A 21,638-nucleotide genomic window follows, 5' to 3' on the forward strand; every position below is an offset into this window, starting at 1 on the left:
CCCGCACGCAGGAGGCACCCGGCCAGGTGACGGCTTGCTCCGTCCGGCGCAAGGCGACACGCCGACGCCTCGCGCCCCGTCATCCGCCCGTGGTGACGGTCCGTTCCGCCGAGTATCCGCCCCACGTCCCGTCCGGCAGCCGGGCCCGCAGCCGCACCCGGTACTCCTCCCCGGCGGACCGGCCCGCGTAGAAGCTGTAACGCGCCCGGCCGCGGGGCGGGTCGCCGCCCCACACCAGGGAGGTGGCCGCGGTGCCGCCGAGCTGGATCCGGTACTCGGTGATCACGCCGTCCGTGCGCGGCGGCATCCAGGACAGGTCGATGTAGTAGGCCCCGCTGGCCCGATGGGTCGTGGCGGTGAAACCGGTCGGGGCGGTGTCCCGGCCGTCGTCCGTGCCCGGCGTCGTCAGGCGCACCGGGCCGCTCGCCGGGGAGAGGTTGTCGGCGGCGTCCCTGGCCCGCACCGTGAACACGTAGGCCGTACCGGGGCGCAGGCCGGTGACCACGGTCGCCGTCTGGTTCCCGCCGACACTGTGGATCTTCGCCCCGCCCTGGTAGACGTCGTACGACACCACGCCCCTGTTGTCCCGGGAACCACCCCAGGACAGCTGGACCGCGCGGCTGCCGACCGGCCGCCCGGCCGGTGCCGTGGGGCGGCCCGGTGCCGACCGGTCCGCCGCTGCGACGGCAGGCGTGCGGGCCCGCACCGGCCGGCTCGGGGGACCGAGACGGCCGTCCGTGTCGCGGGTCCGCACGGTGAAGGCATACGCGGTGGACGGCCTGAGCCTGGTGACGTCCACCATGTGCTGCGAACCAGGCACTTCCTCCACCTTCACGGCGCCGCGATACACCTCGTAGGAGCGGACGCCTGGGCCGGCCGTGACCGCGTTCCACATCACGTGCACGCTGGTCGCGCTGCCGGCGCCCGCGGTGACCCCGGTCGGAGCGCCGGGGGCCCGGCCCTCGTCCTCTTCGGCGGTCGGACTCCAGCCGCAGGACGCGACGAGCAGCAGGACCCCGCAGACCAGGGTGAGGGGAAGGGAAACGCGTCGCACGGTTCTGCCTCCCGGAGAGGGCATCGCTGTCGGGTGTCGGGTGTCGGGTCGTCAGGCCTCGGTCGCCGGGCGACAGGCCGCAGGGGGCGACGGGGGCGGGCGTCGGGCGTGGCGTCACGGTAAAGGTCCGGACCAATATGGCCCGGACGCCTCCGGCACATCAAGGGGGCTGCGTGAGTGGCTCCATCGGGCCGCGCGGACCGCCGCCGGGCGGGCCCCGGCCGGTCACGGTTCACCGGGGGGCGGGGGGTGGCCCCTCGGACGATTACGTATGCTGAGGGTCCCAACGGCCGAACTCCCCGCTGAAAAGGGGAAGTTCATGCCTGTGGCGCGGACACGCTGTCGTCGCCGATGCCGCGCCGGCACGGGTGGCCTGGGGATCCGGGCCTGCAACGGCACGGATCCCCGGCCCCTGTTGTGCCCGGTACCGCCCCGCGTTCCGCGTCCCGTCGCCTCATGGGGTGTCAGAACCGTGCTCCATCCGGCCCCTTCCGTGCGGCCCGTGCGGCCAGGTGCCGCGGCGCGCCCCACAGTGTGCTGCGTGTCCCCGTCCCCGAGGAGAGGTCCCTTATCGTGCGTGTGCGTGTCCCGTCGCTGGCGCTGGCCATGGCCGGCGCCACCTTGCTAGTCCCGGCGTCGCTGCCCGTGCCGGCCGCCGCCGCCCCGCCCAGGGAGGAGCCCGCGGCCGGCGGCGAGAACGCCGTCGCCGCCGCGGAACTCCTGGCCCGGCTGGGAAAGTGCCACCAGGTCTCCCGCGGCCGGTACCGCACCGACGCCGACCGCCCCGCCACCGTGCGCGTGTGCGGCACCCGGGACGCCGTCTACTGGAAGGCTGATCTGGACGTCGACTGCGACGGGCGGCCCACGGCCCGCTGCAACCGGCGTACCGACCCCCTGTTCTCCGCCGCCACCGCCTTCCAGCAGTCCGACGGCCGCCATCTGAACGCCGAGACGCTGCCCTACCTCGTCGTCCCCGCGCCGAGCCGCATCTGGAACCCGCGCGCCCACGGTGTGCGCGGTGGCTCGGTCGCCGCGGTCGTCTACCGGGGAAAGGTGCGCTACGCCGTCGTCGGCGACGTCGGACCCCACGACATCATCGGCGAGGCCTCCTACGCCACCGCACGGGGCCTCGGCATCCGGCCCGACCCGAGCGACGGCGGCGTGGAATCCGGGGTCACCTACGTCGTCTTCAAGCACTCACGGGTGCGGCCCATCGAGGATCACGCGGCCGCGGTGGCGGAGGGGGAGCGGTTGGCCAGACGGTTCGTCGAGCAGAAATGACGGCCCGTCCCCACGCCAACGGTTGCCGGAGCACGAGGGAGGGGCCGTCCCCGCGTGAGCGGCTGGTGGAGCACGAGGGACCGGCCACTTCAGTGCGCGCCGCCGCGCGGTTCGCGGAGTACGGCGGACCGGCCACCCCTGTGCGCACAGTGTCTTACGGTGCGTGGCGCACAGTCGGCAGGTGGCCGCTCCCGCGCGTACGGCCCTCTCGCGCGTCACACCTTCCGGTAGCCGTACGCTTCCGTCGCCGCGGCCTGCACCGCGTCCAGGTCGCCGCCCGCGGCCGCGGTGACGACGGCCGCCACCGCACCCTCGACGAACGGGGCGTCCAGCAGCCGTGCCCCCTCCGGCAGTTCGCCGCCCTCGGCGAGCAGCGCCTTCACGGTCAGCACGGCACTGCCGAGGTCGGTGAGCAGCGCGACCCCACCGCCCCGGTCGACCGAGGCCGCGGCGGCGGAGATCAGTTCGGCGCTGGTGCCGAGCCCGCCGCCCTCCGTGCCGCCCGCGGCGGCCACCGGCACCGCCGGGGCCCCGCCCGCCAGCCCCTTGGCCAGCTCCGCCACCGAGGCGGCGACCTCCGCGCTGTGCGACACCAGCACGATCCCGACGACCTTGTCCCCGCTCATGGTCAGCCCTCCCCCGTCCCGGCCGTTTCCTCGAGCGCGGCGATCAGCAGCGCCGACGAGGTCGCCCCGGGATCCTGGTGGCCGATGCTGCGCTCGCCCAGGTAGCTCGCCCGGCCCTTGCGCGCCTGCATCGGAACGGTGGCCACCGCTCCCTCCTCGGCGGCGGTCCGGGCGGTGCCGAAACCGCTCGCCAGCGCGTCGGCGGCCGGCACCAGGGCGTCCAGCATGGTCTTGTCGCCGGGCGCCGCCCCGCCGAGGGTCATCACCCCTTCCACGCCCGCGCGCAGTGCCTCGGCCAGCTGTTCCTGGTCGACCTCGGCGGCGTCACCGAGCGCCTTGCCGGTCCGGCGCAGCAGGGTGCCGTACAGCGGGCCCGACGCGCCGCCGACCGTGGAGATCAACTGCCGTCCGGCCAGGGTCAGGACGCCGCCCGGCGTGTCCGGCGGCTCCTTCTCCAGGACGGCCGCCACGGCCCGGAAACCGCGCTGCAGGTTACTGCCGTGGTCGGCGTCCCCGATGGCCGAGTCGAGAGCGGTGAGGCGGTCCGCCTCGCGGTCGATGGACGCGGCGGCCGTCATCATCCAACGGCGGAAGAAATCGGCGTCGAGCACTGGATCTCCTTGCGTGATAGGGCTGTTGACCGGCGTGGTGGGCAACGGTGATCGCCTCGTCCGTCCGCTCACATCCCCCAGCGCAGCGCCGGGGTCTTCACCGGCGCGTCCCAGAGCCGGAGCAGTTCCTCGTCGACCTGACACAGCGTCACCGAGGCGCCCGCCATGTCCAGGGAGGTGACGTATTCGCCGACGAGGGTGCGGGCCACCGCGACACCGCGTTCGCCGAGCACCCGCTGCACCTCGGCGTTGAAGCCGTACAGCTCCAGCAGCGGAGTGGCGCCCATGCCGTTGACCAGCACGAGCACGGGGCCGCGCGGGGGCATGTCCTCCAGGATCGCGTGCACCGCGAAGTCGGCGATCTCCCCGGAGGTCATCATGGGGCGGCGCTCGCGGCCCGGTTCCCCGTGGATGCCGACCCCCAACTCCAGCTCGCCGTCGGGCAGATCGAAGGTGGGGCTGCCCTTCGCCGGTGTCGTACAGGCGCTGAGCGCCACACCGAAGCTGCGGGAGTTCTCGTTCACCTGGCGGCCGATGGCCTCCACCCGCTCCAGCGGCTGCCCCTCCGCCGCGGCGGCACCCGCGATCTTCTCGACGAACAGCGTCGCGCCGGTACCGCGCCGGCCGGCGGTGAAGAGACTGTCGGTGACCGCCACGTCGTCGTTGACGAGCACCTTGGCGACCTGGATGCCCTCGTCCTCGGCCAGCTCGGCCGCCATGTCGAAGTTGAGCACGTCGCCGGTGTAGTTCTTCACGATGAACAGCACCCCGGCACCGCTGTCCACGGCGGCCGCGGCACGCACCATCTGGTCCGGTACCGGCGAGGTGAACACCTCACCGGGGCAGGCGGCCGACAGCATGCCCGGGCCGACGAAGCCGCCGTGCAGCGGCTCGTGCCCCGACCCACCGCCCGACACCAGCCCGACCTGCCCGGCCACGGGCGCGTCCCGGCGGACGATCACCCGGTTCTCCACGTCCACGGTCAGATCGGGGTAGGCGGCCGCCATGCCCCGCAGCGCGTCCGCCACGACCGTCTCCGGCACGTTGATCAGCATTCTCATGGGTGTCTCCTCGTGAGCTCGGTACCAGGGCTCAGGCTGGCGTCTTCACAGGTCACCGGTGGTGAGGGCGGTCTTTGACCTCGGTGCTTCGTTGCGGTCGTAGGGGGGTCGTGGCGGGTGTGCCGGCGACTCGGCACGGACTGTCGTGACGGCATGGCAGGGGCCGGCGACCGCCAGGTGGAGGCGGCCGCCCGTCCCGTCTACTGGCAGTATCGGCCTTGCGGCAGCGAAGGTCACCTGCGACGGTACGACGTCACGCTGCGTGGCGGCCGGTCGGCAGACGGCGCCCGCCGCGTCCGGTGCGGGCGCACACCGCGTCCCTGCGCGGGGGGAGGCGCCGTGCCTCCGCAGGGGATCGCCGCTGCGCCCGGCACCACGCCTGCGGGCGGAGGCGGCACCGATCCCGTACATCGTAGGGATCACGACGTCCGGACAGGCCCTACTAGTGGAGGATGCTGACGGCTCGGGCGATCACCAGGAGTGAGATCAGCAGGGCGGAGACGCCCTGGACGCTCATCATGAGTTTGGCCCTGATGGACAGGGGCATGGTGTCGGTCGGGCTGAAGGCCGTGGAGTTGGTGACGGACACGTACAGGTAGTCCGCCAGGGCGGGGACCCAGTCCGAGACGCGGCTGGCGCCGTCGGCGACCTCCTCGACGGCGTCGTGGTCCTCGTCCTGCGGGAAGCGGAAATCGGCCAGGGGCAGCTCGCTCCGGGGCGCCTGGGTCCGGGTGACGGGGCCGCCCCGGTCGACTTCCCAGTACGCCAGGCCGAAGACGATGATGTTGGTGAGCCACACCTGGAGGGCGGCCACGAGCAGTGAGCGGCCGTCCTTCACGCCCGCGTACACCAGTTCGTGGATCAGAATCCCCAGCGCGACCAGATTGCTCGTCGCGATGACCGCCACGAGTGTCAGGGACAGGGCGCGGAAGGTCTTCGTCTGGCGGGTCAGCCTCCTCGGGTTGATCGCGATGAGGGGCACGAGCAGCAGGCACTCCAGCGCGGGCAGCACATAGCGTGGGGCGATGAGAAGCCGCTGCGGGAGGGCGAGGTAGAGGACGATCGCAGCGAGGGTCGCGATCACCGCGGGCAGACGTGCTTCGCCCCGGCGCCCGTGCCGGGGGTGGCGTGTACGGGCATCAGCGCGCGTGCGGGTCACGTTTCCTCTTCCTCTGCGTGCCGCTGCCGGTCCCCTGGCACACGGCCTTCCCGTCGTCGTCCCGCAGCGGCACGGTGGGCTGGTGCGCCCCTGTGTCCGTTCCTGCGTCCATCGGGTCATCGAGCAGATGCGGGCGGGACACGTTTTCCCCGTCTGCGCGGGTTCGAAGCCGCCGCCGGAACGAACGGGTGTCGGCTGTCCGTACACAGCCGGGGTCCGGCAGAGCGGCCGGTGCAGGACGGGGCCGGCCGGCCCTGCCGACGGCGACCACGTCGAGATCGGCCGGACGGTCGATCCGAGGGGCGCACGTCGGCCAGCCATATGATCACGGGATTGCCTGGGAGCTCACGCCGATCCTGGTCGTGGCGGCAGATGAGCTCTCGGCAGAGCCGTCATCGCCGGTGGGACACTGGGCCGGCCCGGCCACTCCCTCACCTTTCAGTCGGCGCGGGGAGGCAGGTAGGCGAGCTGGACCTGCCGCGGCACGTCGCGTCGGCCGGTGAGCGTGGCCCGGCCCGGTGGCCGGTGGTGCGGGGTCACCGAACCGATCAGCGCACCCTCGGACTTGTCACCCGAGAGGGTGAGCCCGCGGGCGCCCTGTTCCCGCAGGTACTGCATGACCGGTTCGTACATCGAGCGCCCCGCCCCCGCCGAATTGCGGCACAGCACCACGCGGAGGCCGATGTCCCGCGCGAACGGCAGATAGTCGAGGAGTGGGTGGAGCGGGTTGCCCGAGACGGTGGCGACGAGGTCGTAGTCGTCCACGAGCAGGAAGACGTCGGGCGTCGTGTACCAGCTCCGGGTGCGCAGCTCTTCCGGGGTGACGTTCGACGGCGGCATCCGGCTTGCCGCGAGCTCGGTCAGAGCCGCGATGTGGGAGGGCAGTTCCCGGCCGTTGGGGACGTAGTCCACCATCTGGTCCGAGGGGAGCTCGTTCACCAGCGAACGCCGGTAGTCGACGACCACCAGCCGTGCCTCGTCAGGTGTGTACCGCTCGCTGATTCTCCGGGCGAGCAGCCGCAGCAGCGAGGACTTCCCGGACTGGCCCTCGCCGATGACGACCAGGTACGGGTCGGTCTCGAAGTCGACGCCGAAGGGCTGCAAGGTCGTTTCGTCGAGACCCAGGGCGATTTCGGCCTTGGAGCGGCCGAAATCCGGTGGGAGCGCGTCCGCGGGGACCAGCGTGGGCAGGACGCGTACGGGCGGGGCGGTCGTCCCCGTCCACTTCGACCGGACGGTGTCGGCGAAGTCCGCCGTGGCCTCTGCCAGTCCCGCGGGTGCGCCCGGCGTGTCGCCGAGCCGGGGCACCGCGGCCAGGAAGTGGAACTTGTCGGTGGTCAGACCGCGGCCCGGCACACCGACCGGGACGTCCGCCGCCGCCTTTCGCGCGATCTCCGAGTCCATCGGGTCGGCGAGACGCAGCTCGACTCGCGTGCCGAAGTGGTCCCGCAGCGTCGTGCGGACGTCGGCGTAGCGGGCGGTCGCGAGCAGGAGATGGACGCCGTAGCCGAGGCCGCGTCTCACGAGGTCGAGAACGGTCTCTTCGAGTTGCTCGTACTCGTACTTGAAGCCTGCCCAGCCGTCGACGACCAGGAACACGTCGCCCCACCGCTGGTCCGGCCACTTTCCCGCCGCGCGTCCCTTGCGGTACGCGGCCATGGAGTCGATGCCGTGGGTGCGGAAGAACTCCTCCCGCTCGGCGAGCACACCGGCGACCTCGGCGACCGTACGCCGGACGTGATCCGGCGCGAGCCGTGAGGTCACCCCTCCCACATGCGGCAGATGCTCGATCCGCTGCAGCCCGCCGCCGCCGAAGTCCAGGCAGTAGAACTGGACTTCGGACGGCGTATGGGTCAGGGCGAGCGCGCAGACGACCGTACACAGCAGCGTCGACTTGCCCGCCTGGGGTGCGCCGACGATCAGACCGTGTCCGGCCGCCGCCGAGAAGTCGAGGTACATCGGATCGCGACGCTGCTGGTCGGGCCGGTCGACCAGTCCGACGGGGACCCGGAGTCCGCCCAGCCCCTCGTAGGCCGGAGGGTGCAGGCCGCGCTGCGGCGACGTCGCCAGTTCCGGCAGCAGCTGGTCGAGGGTGGCCGGCTCGTCCAGCGGAGGCAGCCAGATCCGGTGTGCCGGTGGTCCCTGGCTCGCGATCCGGTGGACCAGCACGTCCAGGAGGGTGTCCGCGAAGATGTCGTCGACGACGATGTCATCCGCGGCGTCCGGGAAGTGTTGCGGTGCGTAGGGCGCCGAGACGTATGCGGCTCGGAAGCGGGTCATGCGGTCGATGTCGTGCCTGAGATAGCCGGAACCGGGCACGGGGGGCAGGTGGTAGGCGTCGGGGACCCCGATCGCCGCGCGGGATTCGGCGGCGGAGAAGGTCCGCAGGCCGATCCGGTACGAGAGGTATGTGTCAAGGCCGCGTAGCCTGCCCTCCTCCAGGCGCTGCGAGGCGAGCAGCAGGTGCACACCGAGCGAGCGGCCGATGCGGCCGATCTGGATGAAGGTCTCGATGAAGTCGGGGCGCCCGGTGAGGAGTTCGGAGAACTCGTCGATCACGATGAGCAGCGAGGGCAGGGGGACCAGTGGGGCGCCCGCCGCCCGCGCCCTCTCGTACTGGGAGACGTTGGGGTAGTTGCCCGCGACGCGCAGCAGTTCCTGGCGGCGCAGGAGCTCACCGCTGATGGCGTCGCTCATGCGGTCGACGAGGACCAGTTCGTCGGCGAGGTTGGTGATGATCGCCGAGACGTGCGGCAGCTCCGACATGCCGGCGAAGGTGGCACCGCCCTTGAAGTCGGCCAGGACGAAGTTCAGTGTCTCCGACGAGTGCGTGACGGCGAGGCCGAGGATCAGTGTGCGCAGCAGTTCGGACTTGCCGGAGCCGGTGGCACCGACGCACAGGCCGTGTGGGCCCATCCCGCCGTGTGCCGGTTCCTTGAGGTCGAGCACGACGGGCTGGCCGTCCTCGCCGACCCCGATCGGCACCCGCAGCCGCTCCTTCGGCGGGCGCTCCGGCCACGTGCGGGTCACGTCGAACCGCTCGGCGTCGCCGATGTCGAACAGCTTCGTGAACGGGATGTCGGTGCGGGACGGCGGCGCCGTGTCCGGCTGCACGCCGAGCCAGCGTTCCCGCATCCGCTGCGTCGTCTCGGCCAGGGCCTGCCTTCCCTCTGCTGAGCTGGTGACCTCCTCCAAGTGGGGCACCGCCACACGGAAACGCCGTCGGAGCGACAGCGCCCAGCCGATCCCGAGGCCCGCTGAGAGCGTCGCATCGATCTGCGACTCCGACGGGTCGTCCAGGGGCAGTTCCACCCGGGTCCCGAGCAGGCCCAGCAGACCCGTACCGAAGTCGCTCCAGCGCCGGGCGGAGACCAGGAGATGCAGACCGTAGTTCAAGCCCGTGTTGGCGAGCCGGTGGACCTCTTGGGAGAACTGGGGGATCTCCCAGTCGAAGTCGAGCCAGCCGTCGATCACGAGGAAGACGTCGCTGGCGCTGTCGAGCGGCAGCCGTCCCGCGGCCCGCAGCTCGCGGAACTCCTCGACGGAGTCGATGTCCAGGTCACGGAACAGAGCCCGCCGGGCGGCGATGGCGTCCTTCAACGCCGCGAGGACCTCCGCGACCGCCTCGTGCTCGTGGGCGGCGGCGACCTTCTTCACGTGCGGCATCGACCGCAGCACACCCAGCCGGTTGACGGCCCCCTCCAGGAGATACAGCTCCGCCTCGTGCGGTGTATGGGTCAGGGCCAGCGACATCGCGAGGACACGCAGCAGCGTCGTCTTACCGCTGCCCAGCCTGCCGACGACCGCGGCGTTCCCGCTCCGGTTGGAGAGGTCCAGGCACATGAGCTCGCCGCCGGAGGCCGCGACCGTACGGCCGATCGGCACTATGAGCCGGGACGCACCCTCCCAGGAGTCGCAGATGAACCCCCGGTCCGGGGTGTCGACCGGCGGTGGGAGAAGGCTCCCCAGCACCAGTTCGCCGGTCCGTGCCCCCTGCGAGGGCAGGCCGGTGGAAGGGTCGGTGCGCGCGGCGTAGGCGAGGGGGACGTGCCCCTCGCACTGGCCGGACTTGGTGGGCGTCTGTTCCGGGCCGCTCTGGTTGACGACGGCGTCGTGGACGTACGTGTACAGCTCGTCCGGTGTGATGACACCGTCACGGTCGAGATCGGCCAGTCCCGTACCGAGCCCCTCGTTGATCGCGGCGGTGAAGCGTGCCACGGGCCGGGCGTTGTCCAGCGTGAGCTGGTCTCCCTCGTAGGCGTACTCGAGCGCGGTGGACGCGGTGATCACGAAGGTGCCGCGGCCGACCAGCGCCGCCTCCACGTCGACCGGCGCGGGCGACATGGGAGTGGCCCTGTGGAAGAGGCCGCTGTAGCAGCAGTCCAGGAGCACGATCTTGGTACGGGCCTCGCACTCGTCCAAGAGCTGGTGGACGAGGTCGGCACGGACGGCGGTGGTGTGCGGGCGGCGCAGGTCCGTTCCGATAGCCGCGAAGAACAGCCGGTCGGTGTCGTTCCGGATGCCGTGACAGGCGAGGTAGAGCAGGACCAGATCGTCGGGCGCGCGATTGCTGAGCAGCGCCTCGATCTCTCGCTCGATCTCCTCTTTGGGCCGGTTGGTGAGCGTACGGACGAAGTCGAAGCGGCCCACCGCCTCGTCCTTCAGCAGGGCTTCCAGCTCGCCGGCGCCGCGCGCGGGTGACCGGAGCTGGCTGAGGCCGGGGTCGACGTATCCGTCAGTCGCGACCAGCAGTGCGATCCGGCGTCCCGTCATCGCTGTCCCCCGGCTCCCCGTTGCCGACGTCCGTGCCGGCTCCCGCGGCGATCCGCGAGGCCACGACGTCGACCAGCTTCTTCTGGTCCTTGGCGGAGAGCGCCTGGAACGTCCCCTTGTCGCCGTCGAACTCCCATTCCACGGAACGGGCCTTGGAGCGCTGGATGTACGCCACCAGGACGTTGCTCACGGCCTTCAGCGTCGCGGCCGAGAAGGCGCCGCTGACGACGAGGGCTCCGATCTCGTACCCGGCGGAGGCCATCGAGCCGGCCGGTGCGGGAGCCTGCCTGCGCTCCACGTTGAACAGGCCGAGCGTTCGCAAGTCCCGGTAGAGGCTGCGTGCTTGGCGCTCCACCTGCTCGTCGGACGCCGTGGGTCCGCAATCCACTCGGAGCACGAGCTCGTACACCCTGCCTCCCCGGCATCGTGGTTCACCGTCCGGGGCTGATCGTATAGCGAGTCCGGTGGGCCGCACGAGTCACTCGGCGTCCACATCTGTGCCTGCGCCTGCGAGGCCACGACGCGGAACGGGGTGCTTCCCCGGCCCGCCCGCGTCGCGCCGCCCCTGGCCTCCTTCGGCTCGAAGTGGGGTCAGGGGCGGCCGGGTTCAGCGGACCGTCACGTTGAAGACGGGTGAGGCGGTGCTGCCACTGACGATGCGCAGGTCGTTCTTGCCCTTGATGCCCAGCTTGACGCCCAGCGAGTAGGAGCCGCTCCGCGTGACGGGTGCGGAGGCGGGCAGGGAGACCCAGTTGCCGTGCTGCTTCTGCTGGAGGGTCACCTTGCTGCCCTCCTTGAGCCCCGTGGTCCTGCCCGTGACCCGGAACAGCTGCCAGGCGCCGACCGAGGACACGGACGGCTTGGCGGTGATGCCGGCCTTGGTGGCCTTGGTGCTGTGCGCGGCGACCGCGAGGGATGTGGTGTGCGCCGCCGGAGTGGCCGCCATCGCGGTGCCGGCGAGGGCGACGGTGAGCGAGCCGAGGACACCGACGACGGCAATGCGCAGGGGGAGCCGCTTCGAGACCATCACAACTATGTGCCTTTCCGTGCTGGGAACAGCGTTTCGCGTCAAAGGGCAGCTAAGTGCCGATTGACCTGGTCACTGGAAACGACGTCACGGGAAAGCCGGGCGTTCATCGGCGGTTCGTCCCTGTCTTGTAACAGCGGTCCCGAGTGCCCTGATGTGTACCGGCGGCGCGCGCGGCGGACCGGGTCCGGCTACACCACGAACGCGTTGACCCGGCCCGCGGCGATCTGCTTCTTGCCGCTGACGGCCTCCGCGACCGCGGGCTCCGGCGAGGAGGAGTTCAGGCTCCAGCGGTACCCGGCGAAGAGGGAGGTGTCCGGGTCGGCGTAGAAGACCATGTGGCCGTAGCCCACGCCGTTCTTCTCGTCGTAGGCGACGTCCGGACCGTCGGTGATCGTGGCCCGTGTGTCGGGGTAGGCGCGGTAGCGGTCGACACTGGCCTGGCTGGTCAGGGTGGGGCCGCCGTGCGGGTTGCTGGTGCAGTCGACGACCTGGAAGAGATGCGGGACCACACCGGGTATGCCGAGCCGGCTGTCCACGGTGGACGCGTAGGTGCCGAGGTAGGAGCGGATCAGCACCGTGTGCCCGGTGTAGGGGGCGCTTCTGGTGGCGGGATCGTAGTCCCAGGCCACGATGTCACCGGGGCGCAGGTTCACCGGCTTGGTCACGGGGTCGAAGTGCGGCACGTTCGAGGCGTTGCGGAGGCCCGCCTGGAGATCCTCCGCGGCGGGCTGGGAGGACGAGGCGCGCGGGAGGCCGTCCTTGCGCGGGAAGTACTGGTCGAAGTAGGCGCGGGTGGCCCAGCCGTAGGCCGTGTCGGAGCCGTAGGCCCGCTGCAGCAGCAGTGTCATGAACGACGAGCACTGGGAGAGGTTCTCGAACTCCTCCGGATGTCCCGGACGGCCCCAGGTCACCGTGGTCCGGCCCAGGTCCTCCCCGGCCGCGTCGTACCGGTTGTGGTCCCACTGGTCGGCTCTCAGCCGCAGGTACTCCACCAGGGTCTCGGCCTCCAGCAGGTGGGGCGGCTTGAGCGGGAAGAGCGCCGCGGACGCCGGCTCCGCCGCGGCGGCCGGGGCCGTCGGGACGAGCGCCCCGGCGGACGCGCCGAGGGCCAGACCGGCTCCACCGGCCAGCAGACGGCGCCGGGAGGGGCGGGACGGCGATGCGGACGAGGGCGTGGCGGATGTGCTCATGGCGACTCCTTGGCGACGGGCTCCGTGATCCGGTGCCGCAGACGCTATCGAGTGCATGATCTTCGGGGCGATCCCGTTTTCCGTCGGGGGCCTGCCGCCCTTTCCCCGGCTGGTGCGACCGGCCGCGGCTGCATAGCGTGATCACATGACCACAGAAACGGCCCGTCCCGCTCTCGACGACCGGCGGTGGAAAGCGCTCGGGGTCTGCCTGACCGCGGGATTCATCTCGCTGCTCGACGTCTCGATCGTGAACGTGGCGCTGCCTTCGATGGAACGCGGGCTCGGTGCCTCGGAAGCCGCCCAGTCCTGGGTGGTGTCCGGATACGCCCTCGCCTTCGGACTGGCGCTGGCACCGGCGGGACGACTGGGTGACCTGCGGGGGCGCCGCCAGGCGCTGTTGCTCGGCCTCGCCGTGTTCACGGCCGCCTCGGCGGCCTGCGGCCTCGCCACCGGCCCCACCTGGCTGGTGGTGTGCCGGCTGATCCAGGGCGCGGCCGCCGGTGTCGTCGCACCGCAGACCTCGGGGCTGATCCAGCAGATGTTCCAGGGCGCCGAGCGAGCCCGGGCGTTCGGCTTCCACGGCAGCGTCGTCGCCGTGTCCACCGCCGTGGGCCCGCTGGCGGGCGGACTGCTGATCCACGCGTTCGGCACGGCCGACGGGTGGCGCTGGGTGTTCTACGTCAACGTGCCGATCGGGGTGGCGGCCCTCGTCGCGGGGAACCGGCTGCTGCCCCGTCTCCCGGTGCCGGACGACAGACGGGAGAAGTTCGACCCGTTCGGCCTACTGCTGCTCGGTGCGGGCGTACTCGCGCTGCTGCTGCCTCTGGTGCAGGAGCAGCAGTGGCAGGGCCGGGCCAAGTGGCTGCTGGTTCCGGTGGCCGCCCTGCTGCTCGGAGCCTTCTGGGTGTGGGAGCGGAACCAGGGACGCCTGGGGAAGGCACCGCTGGTCGACCTCGGGCTGTTCTCCCTGCGCTCCTTCACGCTCGGCGCTCTCATCAGCCTGATGTTCTTCGCCGGGCTGACCACCATCTTCTTCGTCCTGTCGCTGTTCCTGCAGAACGCCGCGGGATACAGCGCGCTGGCCGCGGGTGTGACGATCCTGCCGTTCGCGGCCGCCTCGGCGGTCGGCGCCGCCATCGGGGGCCGGCTGGTGATGCGCTACGGCCGCAGCATGGTCGTCTTCGGCCTGAGCGGGGTGACCCTCGGGCTGCTCGGCGTCGTCGTCGCCGTTCAGCTGGTGCCCGGGGACGGCGTGGGCTGGGCCATGGCGCTGCCGCTGGTCGTCGGGGGCATCGGGTCCGGACTCACGGTCTCACCCAACACGACCCTCACACTCACGCTCGTGCCGGTACGACGTGCCGGCGCGGCGGGCGGGGTGCTGCAGACCGGCCAGCGGATCGGCGCGGCCGCCGGTATCGCCGTGGTCGGCTCCGTCTACTTCGCGCACGTCGCCAACCACGGCCGGCCCACGACGGCCCTTCAGCTGGGGTTGCTCACCGCCACGGCGATCATCCTCGTCGCCCTGGTCCTGGCGGTGGCCGACCTGCGGGAACGCCGGGCGCATCCGGGACGCGACGACCTCGCGGCGGCCGTGCCGAGGGGGCTGGGGGAGAACGGGGCCGGCGAGAAGGCGGGTCGCGGGGTCTGAGACCGGGCGCGGACCGGGGAAGTACGCCGCCCGGGGAAGCCCGGGGGAGAGGGGGCGCCGACCAGGACGAGAATGCCCCCGGCCCGGAAGAAGCGCCCTGGCCCAGGGCAAGCGCCCGGCCCGGAAGAGGCGCCCTGGCCCAGGGCAAGCGCCCGGCCCGGAAGAAGCGCCCGGCCACGCGGGTGCCCGTCCCCTCGACCGCACCCCGGTCCAAGCACCGTCCGGCTCCCGGAACGGATAGGGCCGCCGCGCGTCAACCCTTCGACGCGCCAGGCCGCCGACGCGTTTCGAACAGAACCAGCGAAATCTTCACCGCGGTCGAAATGGTCAAGGCCTGCATGAAGGGCATTCCCATGAGCCAGAGTGCCACCATCATGGCGGTGAGGACCAGGAAAACCGGCAGCAGCATGGTTTCCTTCACGGCGGAACGCAGCGCATGCGTGAGCGTTCGGGGCTCATCCGCCGTATCGATCGCGCTGACGCGGATCTCTTCTCCGTCCAGCTGAGGCATTCTGCGTCCTTTCCGCGGACTCGTTTCCGCTAGCGAGCCTAGGTACGGCCGGATCGGGCTGCCACCGCTGCTACTCCGAGGCCGCGGGTACGCGGCCGGTGATGTGAACCTGTACGCCCGACCGGAGGCATGCGGGCGAGTTGTCGCCAGGGCGGCCGCATATCCGGTCCTATTTTCCGGACATGAAAAGGAATCATGTTCGGTACGCCGCGTCCGTCGCCGTGCTCCTCGGTGTGGGCCCCGGTGTCCTCCCGGCCGCCGCGTCACCGCGAACCCTGACGGTGCACCCGGGGGAGTCGATCCAGAAGGCGGTGAACGCCGCCCGTGCCGGCGACACGGTCCTGGTGCAGGCCGGCACGTACCGCGAGAGCGTGACCGTCAAGACCTCCGGGGTGACCCTGCGCGGCGTCGGTCCCCGCACGGTGATCGTGCCTCCCCGGAAGAAGGCCGCCCCGAGCCACAAGGGCGCGATCGGCTGCGTGGAGGGCGGGAAGGGCATCTGCGTGGTCGGGCTCAGGAACAAGCCCGTCGCGAACGTGACCGTCTCCGACCTGAAGGTGACGGGCTTCTCCGGCGTCGGCCTGTGGTCCCTGGCCACCGACCGCCTGACCGTGCAGCGGGTCAGGGCCGAGAAGAACGGCAAGTGGGGCATCTCGCAGGAGCACTCCACCCGTGGCGTGTTCAGGGACAACATCGCCCGCGGCAACGGTGACGCCGGCCTGTACCTCGCCAACACGACGATGTCGGAGAAGGGGGCCACGGACAGCCGGGGCCTGGTCGTGGAGGGCAACGCCCTGCAGGACAACCGGAACGGCCTGACGATCCTCCGCCTGCGCAACCTGACGGTCCGGCGGAACCACCTGACCGGGAACTGCGCCGGCCTGCTCGTGATCGGCGACGAGAACAAGCCCCGTGCCGGTGCCCTCACCATCAGCGGCAACCACGTGCTCCACAACAACAGGTACTGCGCCAAGACGGCCCGGCTGCCGTTCGTGCAGGGCTCGGGCATCGTGCTGGCCGGCGCGGAGAACGCGCTGCTGACGCACAACGTGGTCACGGGCAACAGCGGCCGGTCCTCGCTGTCGGGCGGAATCGTGCTGTTCAAGAGCTTCGTCGGCGCGGCCAACGAGAAGAACCGCGTCGACGGGAACTGGATCACCGCCAACGCCCCCGCCGACCTGGTCAATCAGAACGCCTCGAAGGGGAGCAACCTCTTCCGCGGCAACTTCTGCCGGGTCTCGATCCCCGCGGGACTGTGCTGAGGTGAGGTGAGACCGCGCGTCGGCCGTGCGGCTCGGTGGACCGAGCCGCACGGCCGACGTCCGTCCGAGCGCCGGAGCGAGACGGACGGCGGATCTCCGTGGCACTCGCGCACGCCGTACGAGGACGGCGCCCCGGCGTGCTCAGGCCGCCGCGAGGGCGGGCAGCAGACGCAGGGCGTTCCCGCGGTTGATGTGGCCGCGCTCCCGCTCGCCGAGGGCGGGATCACTGTCCAGAGCGGGAGTCGTCACATCGGCGACCACGCGGGCCGGGGTCGGCGGCCAGTCGCTTCCGTAGAGGATGCGGGAGGAGCCCGCGGCGGCCAGCAGAGTCGGGGTGGCCGACGGGGACATGGGCGCCGCCGTGTCGTAGTAGAAGCGGTGCAGGTAGTCCCGGACGCGGCCGGGGTCGACGGCGGGGACGAGCTGGCGCCCGAAGACCTCGATCCGGCTCGCGATGTAGGGGAGGTACCCGCCGCCGTGCGGCAGGATGAACGTGAGCCGCGGGAAACGGTCCAGAGTGCCGTTCATGATCAGGCTCAGTGCGGCGCGGGTCGTGTCCATGAGGAAGTCGCACACGAACGGCGGTACACCCTCGGGGGCGCCGGAGGTGTTCACCTGCATGGGGTGCGTGCTGATCACAGCGGCGCGTTCGTCGAGCTCCGCCATCACCGGGTCGAGCGAGGGGTCGCCCAGATACGTGCTGCCCGTGCTGGTGCGCGCACTGACGCCCACCGCGCCGAGCCGGTCCATCCCGTGGGTGACGGACCAGCGCGAGAGCTCGGCGTCGTCGAGGAAGACGGGGGTGAAGAAGGCGAAGCGGCCGGAGTGCCGGACGGTCAGGTCGCCGGCGGCCTCGAGGGCGACCCGCGTGCTCTCCTTGCGTGTCGCGGCGTCCTGGAAACGCCCCAGCATGGCGACGGTGAGGACGCTGGTGCGCGTGCCCGTCCGGTCCATCAGGTCCAGGGCGGCGGCCTCGTCCCACCGGGTCCACGGCGGCAGGCTGTCGCGGTCCGCGATCCCGTTCTCCTCGGCCCAGTTGACCCATTCGGGGGCGGTGTAGTGGTGGTGGACGTCTATTCGTTCGTGCCGGGCGTCCTCGGCGCCCACTGCGGTGCGCAGGCCTATGTCGCCCGGAGCTTGCAGGTCGGTGGTCTCGGCGGCTTGAGGCATGGGGGAGCTCCCTTTGGTGGAACGGTTCGAGGGCGTCGGAGACGGGATCAGCGGCTGAGGATGCCTTGCAGAACGTGCGTCAGCTCGTCCTCGGGGTTCGCGGGGAGGTCGCCGGAGCGCCAGGCGACCATTCCGTCGGGGCGCACGAGCACCGCGCCCCGCGGGGAGACGCCGTGCGTGGCGGCCCAGTCCTCGGCACCGGCGTCGAGGGCGGGCGAGGTGTCGAGGTCGAAGTCCGGGCCGGCGCCGGCGCGGTAGGACACCAGGGGGACGCCGAGCTTGGCCGCCGCGGCGTGGGCGGCCGACGGCCACGGCCCGTCCACCTGTCCGCAGAGCAGGACGAAGGACCGCTCGTACAGGTCGATGGTCGACTTGGTGTCCCCGTTGTGCACGACGGTCATGTGCGGGGCCCGGGTGCCCGGGTCCGCCTGCAGGCGCAGCGTCTGCGGAATGGTCGGGGCCTCGGTGTCGGCGCCGGACACGGCCGTGGAGACATAGCGGTAGCCGAGGGACACGGTCATCAGGTCCGTGCTCTGTCCGGGCCCCTGCGCCGCTGCGTAGCCGGGGTGCTGCTCGCGGGCGGCCTGCTCGATGGCCCGGGCACTCGTGGCCAGGGCGACCGGGCGCCGTTCGTCCTCGTAGGTGTCCAGCAGGCCCTCTCCCGCCCAGCCGCGCAGCACGGCCGTGATCTTCCAGGCGAGGTTGTGCGCGTCCTGGATGCCCGTGTTGGAGCCGAAGGCGCCGGTGGGGGGCATCTCGTGGGCCGAGTCACCGATGAGGAAGACGCGTCCCTGCCGGTAACGGTCGGCGACCCGGTCCGCCGCATGCCACGGGGCGCGTCCCGTGACCTCGACGTCGAGGTCACGTACGCCGGCGGCGGCCCTGATGTGGTCGGCGATGCGCGTGTCGGTGAAGGACTCGAGCGTCTGGCCGCGCTCGGGGAACCACGGGACGTGGAAGACCCACTTCTCCTCGTTGTCGACGGGCAGCAGGACCCCCTCGCCCTCGGTCCCGTTCAGGTAGCACACGAGGAACCGCTGGTCCCCGGCCACCTGGCGGAGGAGCTTGCTGCGGAAGGTGACGCTGACGTTGTGGAACAGGTCGCCGCCGCCGCTCTGGCCGATGCCCAGCCGCTCGCGCACGGGGCTGCGCGGTCCGTCGGCCGCCAGGAGGTAGGCCGTGCGCATCGAGTACGTCCGGCCGCTCTCCCGCTCGCGCAGTTCGCACGTCACGCCGTCCCGGTCCTCGGTGAAGGAGATCAGCTCCGTACCGAAGCGCACGTCCCCGCCCAGCCGACGGGCGTGTGCCAGCAGGACGGGCTCCAGGTCGTTCTGGCTGCACGCGCACCGCCGGGTGGAGCACACGTTCGTCTCGGGGGCCCCGCCGGTGAGACGGGCCGAGAGCCACCTGCTCTCACCGCCCGACAGCCTGTCCGTCTGCATGATGCCGTGATTGCCGGACAGGACGGCCGCCGCTTCTCTGATGTCCGGTTCCAGCCCGGCGGTGCGGAACAACTCCATCGTCCGCATGTTGTTCCCCCGGCCCCGGGGGTGTTCGGAAGTGGCGGCCCGGCGTTCGGCGACCGTATGGCTCACGCCCAGTCTTCCCAGAAACACCGACGCCGACAGTCCGACAAGCGAACCGCCCACGATCAGTACCGGCACCATTTCTTTGTCGCGCGTGTCCACGGCCCGTCCTCCTCCAGTGACGCAGCGGTAGTTCGGGCAGCGAATCGCATTCATGGCGGCCCTGAATCCGAACCTGTCACAGGCCCCCGGGGTCGGCAATCGAGCCTTCCCCCGGACGGCGCACTCTGCTTTTCCGCTGCCGTACCGCGCCGACGACCGGGGGCCGCGTCAGGGTGAATCGCGTTTTCCCGTTCCGGGTGGCGTCAATGCATTCCAGCGTTGCAGCCGACCCGTGCCACCGTGGGAAGAGAAGAAGGGCCGTCGATGACTCAGATGCAGGAGCAGGAGACCGCGGACGAGACAGCCAGGGCGGTGGACGCGGCATCCCGTGGTTGCCCGGAGTACCGGGCCAACCCGCACCCTCTTTACCGGCACCTGCGGGAGAACGCGCCGGTCTGCCGCATCACCCCGCCCCACGGTGTGGAGTCCTACCTGATCACGCGGTTCGAGGACGCGAAGGCCGCCCTGGCCGACCCGAGGATCAGCAAGGACATGTACGCGGCCATCGACGCCTACCGGTCCATCTTCGGCGACTCCTCCATCGCCCTTGACGACAACATGCTGTTCGCCGATCCGCCGAAGCACACGCGGCTGCGCAGGATCATCAGCCGTGCCTTCGTGCCCCGCCGCATCGAGGCGCTGCGCCCACGCATCCAGGAGCTCACCGACACGCTGCTCGACAACTGCTCCACCCTGGAGCCCGTCGATCTGCTGTCGGCCTTCGCCTTCCCGCTGCCCCTGCAGGTCATCTGCGAACTCATCGGCGTCCCCGAGGAGGAGCGGCAGGAGGTCCAGAAGTGGTGCAGCGTCGTCGCGCGGACCGGTTTCAGCAAGAAGGACAAGGATCGCCTGGCCGAGGCGGAGAACACTCTCCGCGAGTACTTCGAGGTCCTCATCGCCCGTAAGCGCAAGGCCCCCGAGGACGACCTGCTCAGCGTCCTCATCCAGACGCGGGACGAGCAGGAGTCGCTGACGGACGGTGAGCTGCTGTCCACCCTGTGGGTACTGCTGTTCGCGGGCCACAAGACGACCGCCTACCTCATCGGCAACGCCGTCTACACCCTGCTCACCCATCCCGACCAGCTCAGGCAGGTGCTCGACTCACCCGACCTGCTGCCGAACGCGATCGAGGAGATCATCCGCTTCGAGGGCTCGGTCGAGAACGCGACCTTCCGCCACGCGCTCGAGGACATCACCATCGCGGGGACGCTCATTCCCAAGGGCTCGCTGGTGCAGATCGCGGTCACCTCGGCCAACCGGGACGGCGCCGCGTTCGAGAGCCCCGACACCTTCGACGTCGACCGGCCGGGTGTGCAGAGCAACCACCTGGGCTTCGGTACGGGACCGCACTACTGCCTCGGCGCACCGCTGGCGAGGATGGAGATGCAGATCGCCCTGGCCTCGCTCTTCCGCCGCTTCCCGGAACTCTCCCTGGCCCGGCCTGCGGACGAGGCCAAGTGGCTCACCGTGCCCTTCCCCGCGTTCCGGGGCCTGACCGAACTTCCCGTCGTCCTGGGCCCCTCCAAGATGCTGGACGACCGGGCCTCCGGGATGGTCGACAGCGCGTGACGTCACGGGCGTGACCCGCGACCCCGGCGAAGCGCGCTCGGACGGCCCGCGCGATGCCGGGGTCGCGGCGCGTTCGGACGTCGTACGCCGGGATCGGGCACGGGCGCCGACGTCATGGAGCCGGAGCAGCGCATCGCAGGGATCCGATTCAGCCGTCCAGCCGTCGGGCCTCCGAGGCGGCGTGGCTCAGGCAGCCAGCGTCTGGCCGGCCCCGGTGGCGGCGTGGCGGTCGGTTCGCAGCCGGTCCAGGAGGGCGTCGGCGGCGGCGAGGGCCTGCTCCACCGACTGGGTGCCGGTCATGGCGCAGAGCGTGTGAGCGGTCTCCTCCAGCTCCCGGCTGGACTGGCCGGTGGGGTGGAGGTCATGGCGGAACCGGGCATCGGCGAAGCGGGCCAACACCGACCGCAGTTCCTTCTCCACGGGCAGCAGCACAGTCACAACCTCTTTCGAGAGGCGGGCCGTCGAAGGCATCGGCCCGCGGGATCCGCCGAGCGGTACACACTCCCCGGTGGCGCCGGCGTCGCGGCCGGGCGGTGCGTCCTCCGGGGAGTCGTCTGCCCCCGCTCGATCACGGTATGCCGCACGGGCCGAGGGTTCGCTCGGCCGAAGACGCCACCGGCCGGGAGGTGCGCGGGAGTCACCGTCGGCCCGAACGGGCGGGCTTCCGGCCGGGCCGATGTCCCACACGCGCCTGCGCCGCTCGGACTCGCCGCGCCGGGAGGAACGTGGGACCGGCTCTCACCCACGCGAACGCACCGGTGGCCGATTCGCTCAGAGCATGGGCATGTATGCGGGATGAGGGGGTAGTCGGCTGGTCGTCGGTCGTTTCGGCGGTCGGCGGGGCCGGCCGGTTCAACCATGGGAGGGAAGCATGATGAAGCTCGCGAGCACGGTCGCAGCGGACAGGGAGACGGCGGAGCTGCCGGAGGTGTGCGATCCCTCCCGGGTGGCGCCGAAGGATGCCCGTGAGTTGTCGCGGTTGTTCTTCGATCAGCTGGCGGTGCT

The 21,638-nt window shown here is 71.4% G+C and carries 17 protein-coding genes and 1 pseudogene; 5 read left to right on the forward strand and 13 right to left on the reverse strand.

Going from position 1 to position 21,638, the window contains the following annotated elements:
• Positions 1 to 79 precede the first annotated feature (79 nt).
• Positions 80 to 1,054, reverse strand: coding sequence for a fibronectin type III domain-containing protein (locus ABVB68_RS31850; RefSeq protein ID WP_353604654.1), 975 nt, complete (start codon positions 1,052 to 1,054; stop codon positions 80 to 82).
• 579 nt (positions 1,055 to 1,633) lie between these two features.
• Between ABVB68_RS31850 and ABVB68_RS31855 the strand changes: the two genes are divergently transcribed.
• Positions 1,634 to 2,335, forward strand: coding sequence for a glycoside hydrolase family 75 protein (locus ABVB68_RS31855; protein WP_353604670.1), 702 nt, complete (start codon positions 1,634 to 1,636; stop codon positions 2,333 to 2,335).
• 215 nt (positions 2,336 to 2,550) lie between these two features.
• Here ABVB68_RS31855 and ABVB68_RS31860 read toward each other — a convergent pair whose 3' ends face one another.
• From ABVB68_RS31860 to ABVB68_RS31895, 8 genes are all read right to left on the reverse strand, one after another.
• Positions 2,551 to 2,961 carry a PTS-dependent dihydroxyacetone kinase phosphotransferase subunit DhaM gene (locus ABVB68_RS31860; protein ID WP_353604655.1) on the reverse strand — a complete coding sequence of 137 codons (411 nt, stop codon included), beginning with the start codon at positions 2,959 to 2,961 and terminating at the stop codon, positions 2,551 to 2,553.
• 2 nt (positions 2,962 to 2,963) lie between these two features.
• Complete coding sequence (gene dhaL, locus ABVB68_RS31865) at positions 2,964 to 3,572, reverse strand: dihydroxyacetone kinase subunit DhaL (protein WP_353604656.1); 609 nt, start codon at positions 3,570 to 3,572, stop codon at positions 2,964 to 2,966.
• A 68-nt stretch (positions 3,573 to 3,640) separates the two neighbouring features.
• Positions 3,641 to 4,633 (reverse strand): dihydroxyacetone kinase subunit DhaK, encoded by a 993-nt coding sequence (gene dhaK, locus ABVB68_RS31870; RefSeq protein WP_353604657.1) that lies wholly within the window; start codon positions 4,631 to 4,633, stop codon positions 3,641 to 3,643.
• A gap of 442 nt (positions 4,634 to 5,075) precedes the next feature.
• The gene (locus ABVB68_RS31875; RefSeq protein WP_353604658.1) at positions 5,076 to 5,792 is read right to left on the reverse strand and encodes a hypothetical protein; all 717 of its coding nucleotides are present in this window, start codon (positions 5,790 to 5,792) and stop codon (positions 5,076 to 5,078) included.
• A gap of 438 nt (positions 5,793 to 6,230) precedes the next feature.
• Positions 6,231 to 10,565 carry a type VII secretion protein EccCb gene (gene eccCb, locus ABVB68_RS31880; protein WP_353604659.1) on the reverse strand — a complete coding sequence of 1,445 codons (4,335 nt, stop codon included), beginning with the start codon at positions 10,563 to 10,565 and terminating at the stop codon, positions 6,231 to 6,233.
• Positions 10,528 to 10,962, reverse strand: coding sequence for a hypothetical protein (locus tag ABVB68_RS31885; protein ID WP_353604660.1), 435 nt, complete (start codon positions 10,960 to 10,962; stop codon positions 10,528 to 10,530). Before ABVB68_RS31885 ends, eccCb begins: the two co-directional genes overlap by 38 nt.
• A gap of 210 nt (positions 10,963 to 11,172) precedes the next feature.
• Positions 11,173 to 11,592 carry a hypothetical protein gene (locus ABVB68_RS31890; protein WP_353604661.1) on the reverse strand — a complete coding sequence of 140 codons (420 nt, stop codon included), beginning with the start codon at positions 11,590 to 11,592 and terminating at the stop codon, positions 11,173 to 11,175.
• Positions 11,593 to 11,783: 191 nt separating this feature from the next.
• Positions 11,784 to 12,785 carry a hypothetical protein gene (locus ABVB68_RS31895; protein WP_353604662.1) on the reverse strand — a complete coding sequence of 334 codons (1,002 nt, stop codon included), beginning with the start codon at positions 12,783 to 12,785 and terminating at the stop codon, positions 11,784 to 11,786.
• A 145-nt stretch (positions 12,786 to 12,930) separates the two neighbouring features.
• Here ABVB68_RS31895 and ABVB68_RS31900 point away from each other — a divergent pair, with 145 nt between their 5' ends.
• Positions 12,931 to 14,433: an MFS transporter gene (locus ABVB68_RS31900; protein ID WP_353604663.1), complete on the forward strand. Its 1,503-nt coding sequence runs from the start codon at positions 12,931 to 12,933 to the stop codon at positions 14,431 to 14,433.
• Between the two features lie 253 nt (positions 14,434 to 14,686).
• Here the strand turns inward: ABVB68_RS31900 and ABVB68_RS31905 are convergent, their stop codons facing one another.
• Positions 14,687 to 14,944, reverse strand: coding sequence for a hypothetical protein (locus tag ABVB68_RS31905; RefSeq protein ID WP_353604664.1), 258 nt, complete (start codon positions 14,942 to 14,944; stop codon positions 14,687 to 14,689).
• A 182-nt stretch (positions 14,945 to 15,126) separates the two neighbouring features.
• On the opposite strand from ABVB68_RS31905, the gene ABVB68_RS31910 reads away from it, so the two are divergent.
• Positions 15,127 to 16,206: a right-handed parallel beta-helix repeat-containing protein gene (locus ABVB68_RS31910; protein WP_353604665.1), complete on the forward strand. Its 1,080-nt coding sequence runs from the start codon at positions 15,127 to 15,129 to the stop codon at positions 16,204 to 16,206.
• 141 nt (positions 16,207 to 16,347) lie between these two features.
• On the opposite strand, the gene ABVB68_RS31915 is transcribed toward ABVB68_RS31910, so the two are convergent.
• Positions 16,348 to 17,376 (reverse strand): amidohydrolase family protein, encoded by a 1,029-nt coding sequence (locus ABVB68_RS31915; RefSeq protein WP_353604666.1) that lies wholly within the window; start codon positions 17,374 to 17,376, stop codon positions 16,348 to 16,350.
• A 47-nt stretch (positions 17,377 to 17,423) separates the two neighbouring features.
• Entirely contained in the window at positions 17,424 to 19,043 is a 1,620-nt protein-coding gene (locus ABVB68_RS31920) for an FAD-dependent oxidoreductase (RefSeq protein WP_353604671.1), read from the reverse strand.
• Between the two features lie 285 nt (positions 19,044 to 19,328).
• Here ABVB68_RS31920 and ABVB68_RS31925 point away from each other — a divergent pair, with 285 nt between their 5' ends.
• Positions 19,329 to 20,633: a cytochrome P450 family protein gene (locus ABVB68_RS31925; RefSeq protein WP_353604667.1), complete on the forward strand. Its 1,305-nt coding sequence runs from the start codon at positions 19,329 to 19,331 to the stop codon at positions 20,631 to 20,633.
• A 186-nt stretch (positions 20,634 to 20,819) separates the two neighbouring features.
• On the opposite strand, the gene ABVB68_RS31930 is transcribed toward ABVB68_RS31925, so the two are convergent.
• Positions 20,820 to 21,065, reverse strand: a complete 246-nt coding sequence (locus tag ABVB68_RS31930; RefSeq protein WP_353604672.1) for a DUF5133 domain-containing protein — start codon at positions 21,063 to 21,065, stop codon at positions 20,820 to 20,822.
• A gap of 442 nt (positions 21,066 to 21,507) precedes the next feature.
• Here ABVB68_RS31930 and ABVB68_RS31935 point away from each other — a divergent pair.
• A pseudogene (locus ABVB68_RS31935) lies at positions 21,508 to 21,638 on the forward strand (RNA polymerase sigma factor SigF); the annotation flags it as partial.

Origin of the sequence: Streptomyces sp. NPDC096012 (assembly GCF_040426375.1) — a bacterium.
Taxonomy (GTDB): domain Bacteria; phylum Actinomycetota; class Actinomycetes; order Streptomycetales; family Streptomycetaceae; genus Streptomyces.

Bases quoted from the DNA above. Each gene is read 5' to 3' on its own strand.
- dhaK (WP_353604657.1), bottom strand. From the start codon at position 4,633: ATGAGAATGCTGATCAACGTGCCGGAGACGGTCGTGGCGGACGCGCTG.
- eccCb (WP_353604659.1), bottom strand. From the start codon at position 10,565: ATGACGGGACGCCGGATCGCACTGCTGGTCGCGACTGACGGATACGTC.
- ABVB68_RS31915 (WP_353604666.1), bottom strand. From the start codon at position 17,376: ATGCCTCAAGCCGCCGAGACCACCGACCTGCAAGCTCCGGGCGACATA.
- ABVB68_RS31925 (WP_353604667.1), top strand. From the start codon at position 19,329: ATGACTCAGATGCAGGAGCAGGAGACCGCGGACGAGACAGCCAGGGCG.
- ABVB68_RS31910 (WP_353604665.1), top strand. From the start codon at position 15,127: ATGAAAAGGAATCATGTTCGGTACGCCGCGTCCGTCGCCGTGCTCCTC.
- ABVB68_RS31895 (WP_353604662.1), bottom strand. From the start codon at position 12,785: ATGAGCACATCCGCCACGCCCTCGTCCGCATCGCCGTCCCGCCCCTCC.
- ABVB68_RS31890 (WP_353604661.1), bottom strand. From the start codon at position 11,592: ATGGTCTCGAAGCGGCTCCCCCTGCGCATTGCCGTCGTCGGTGTCCTC.
- ABVB68_RS31905 (WP_353604664.1), bottom strand. From the start codon at position 14,944: ATGCCTCAGCTGGACGGAGAAGAGATCCGCGTCAGCGCGATCGATACG.
- ABVB68_RS31900 (WP_353604663.1), top strand. From the start codon at position 12,931: ATGACCACAGAAACGGCCCGTCCCGCTCTCGACGACCGGCGGTGGAAA.
- ABVB68_RS31860 (WP_353604655.1), bottom strand. From the start codon at position 2,961: ATGAGCGGGGACAAGGTCGTCGGGATCGTGCTGGTGTCGCACAGCGCG.
- ABVB68_RS31920 (WP_353604671.1), bottom strand. From the start codon at position 19,043: ATGGTGCCGGTACTGATCGTGGGCGGTTCGCTTGTCGGACTGTCGGCG.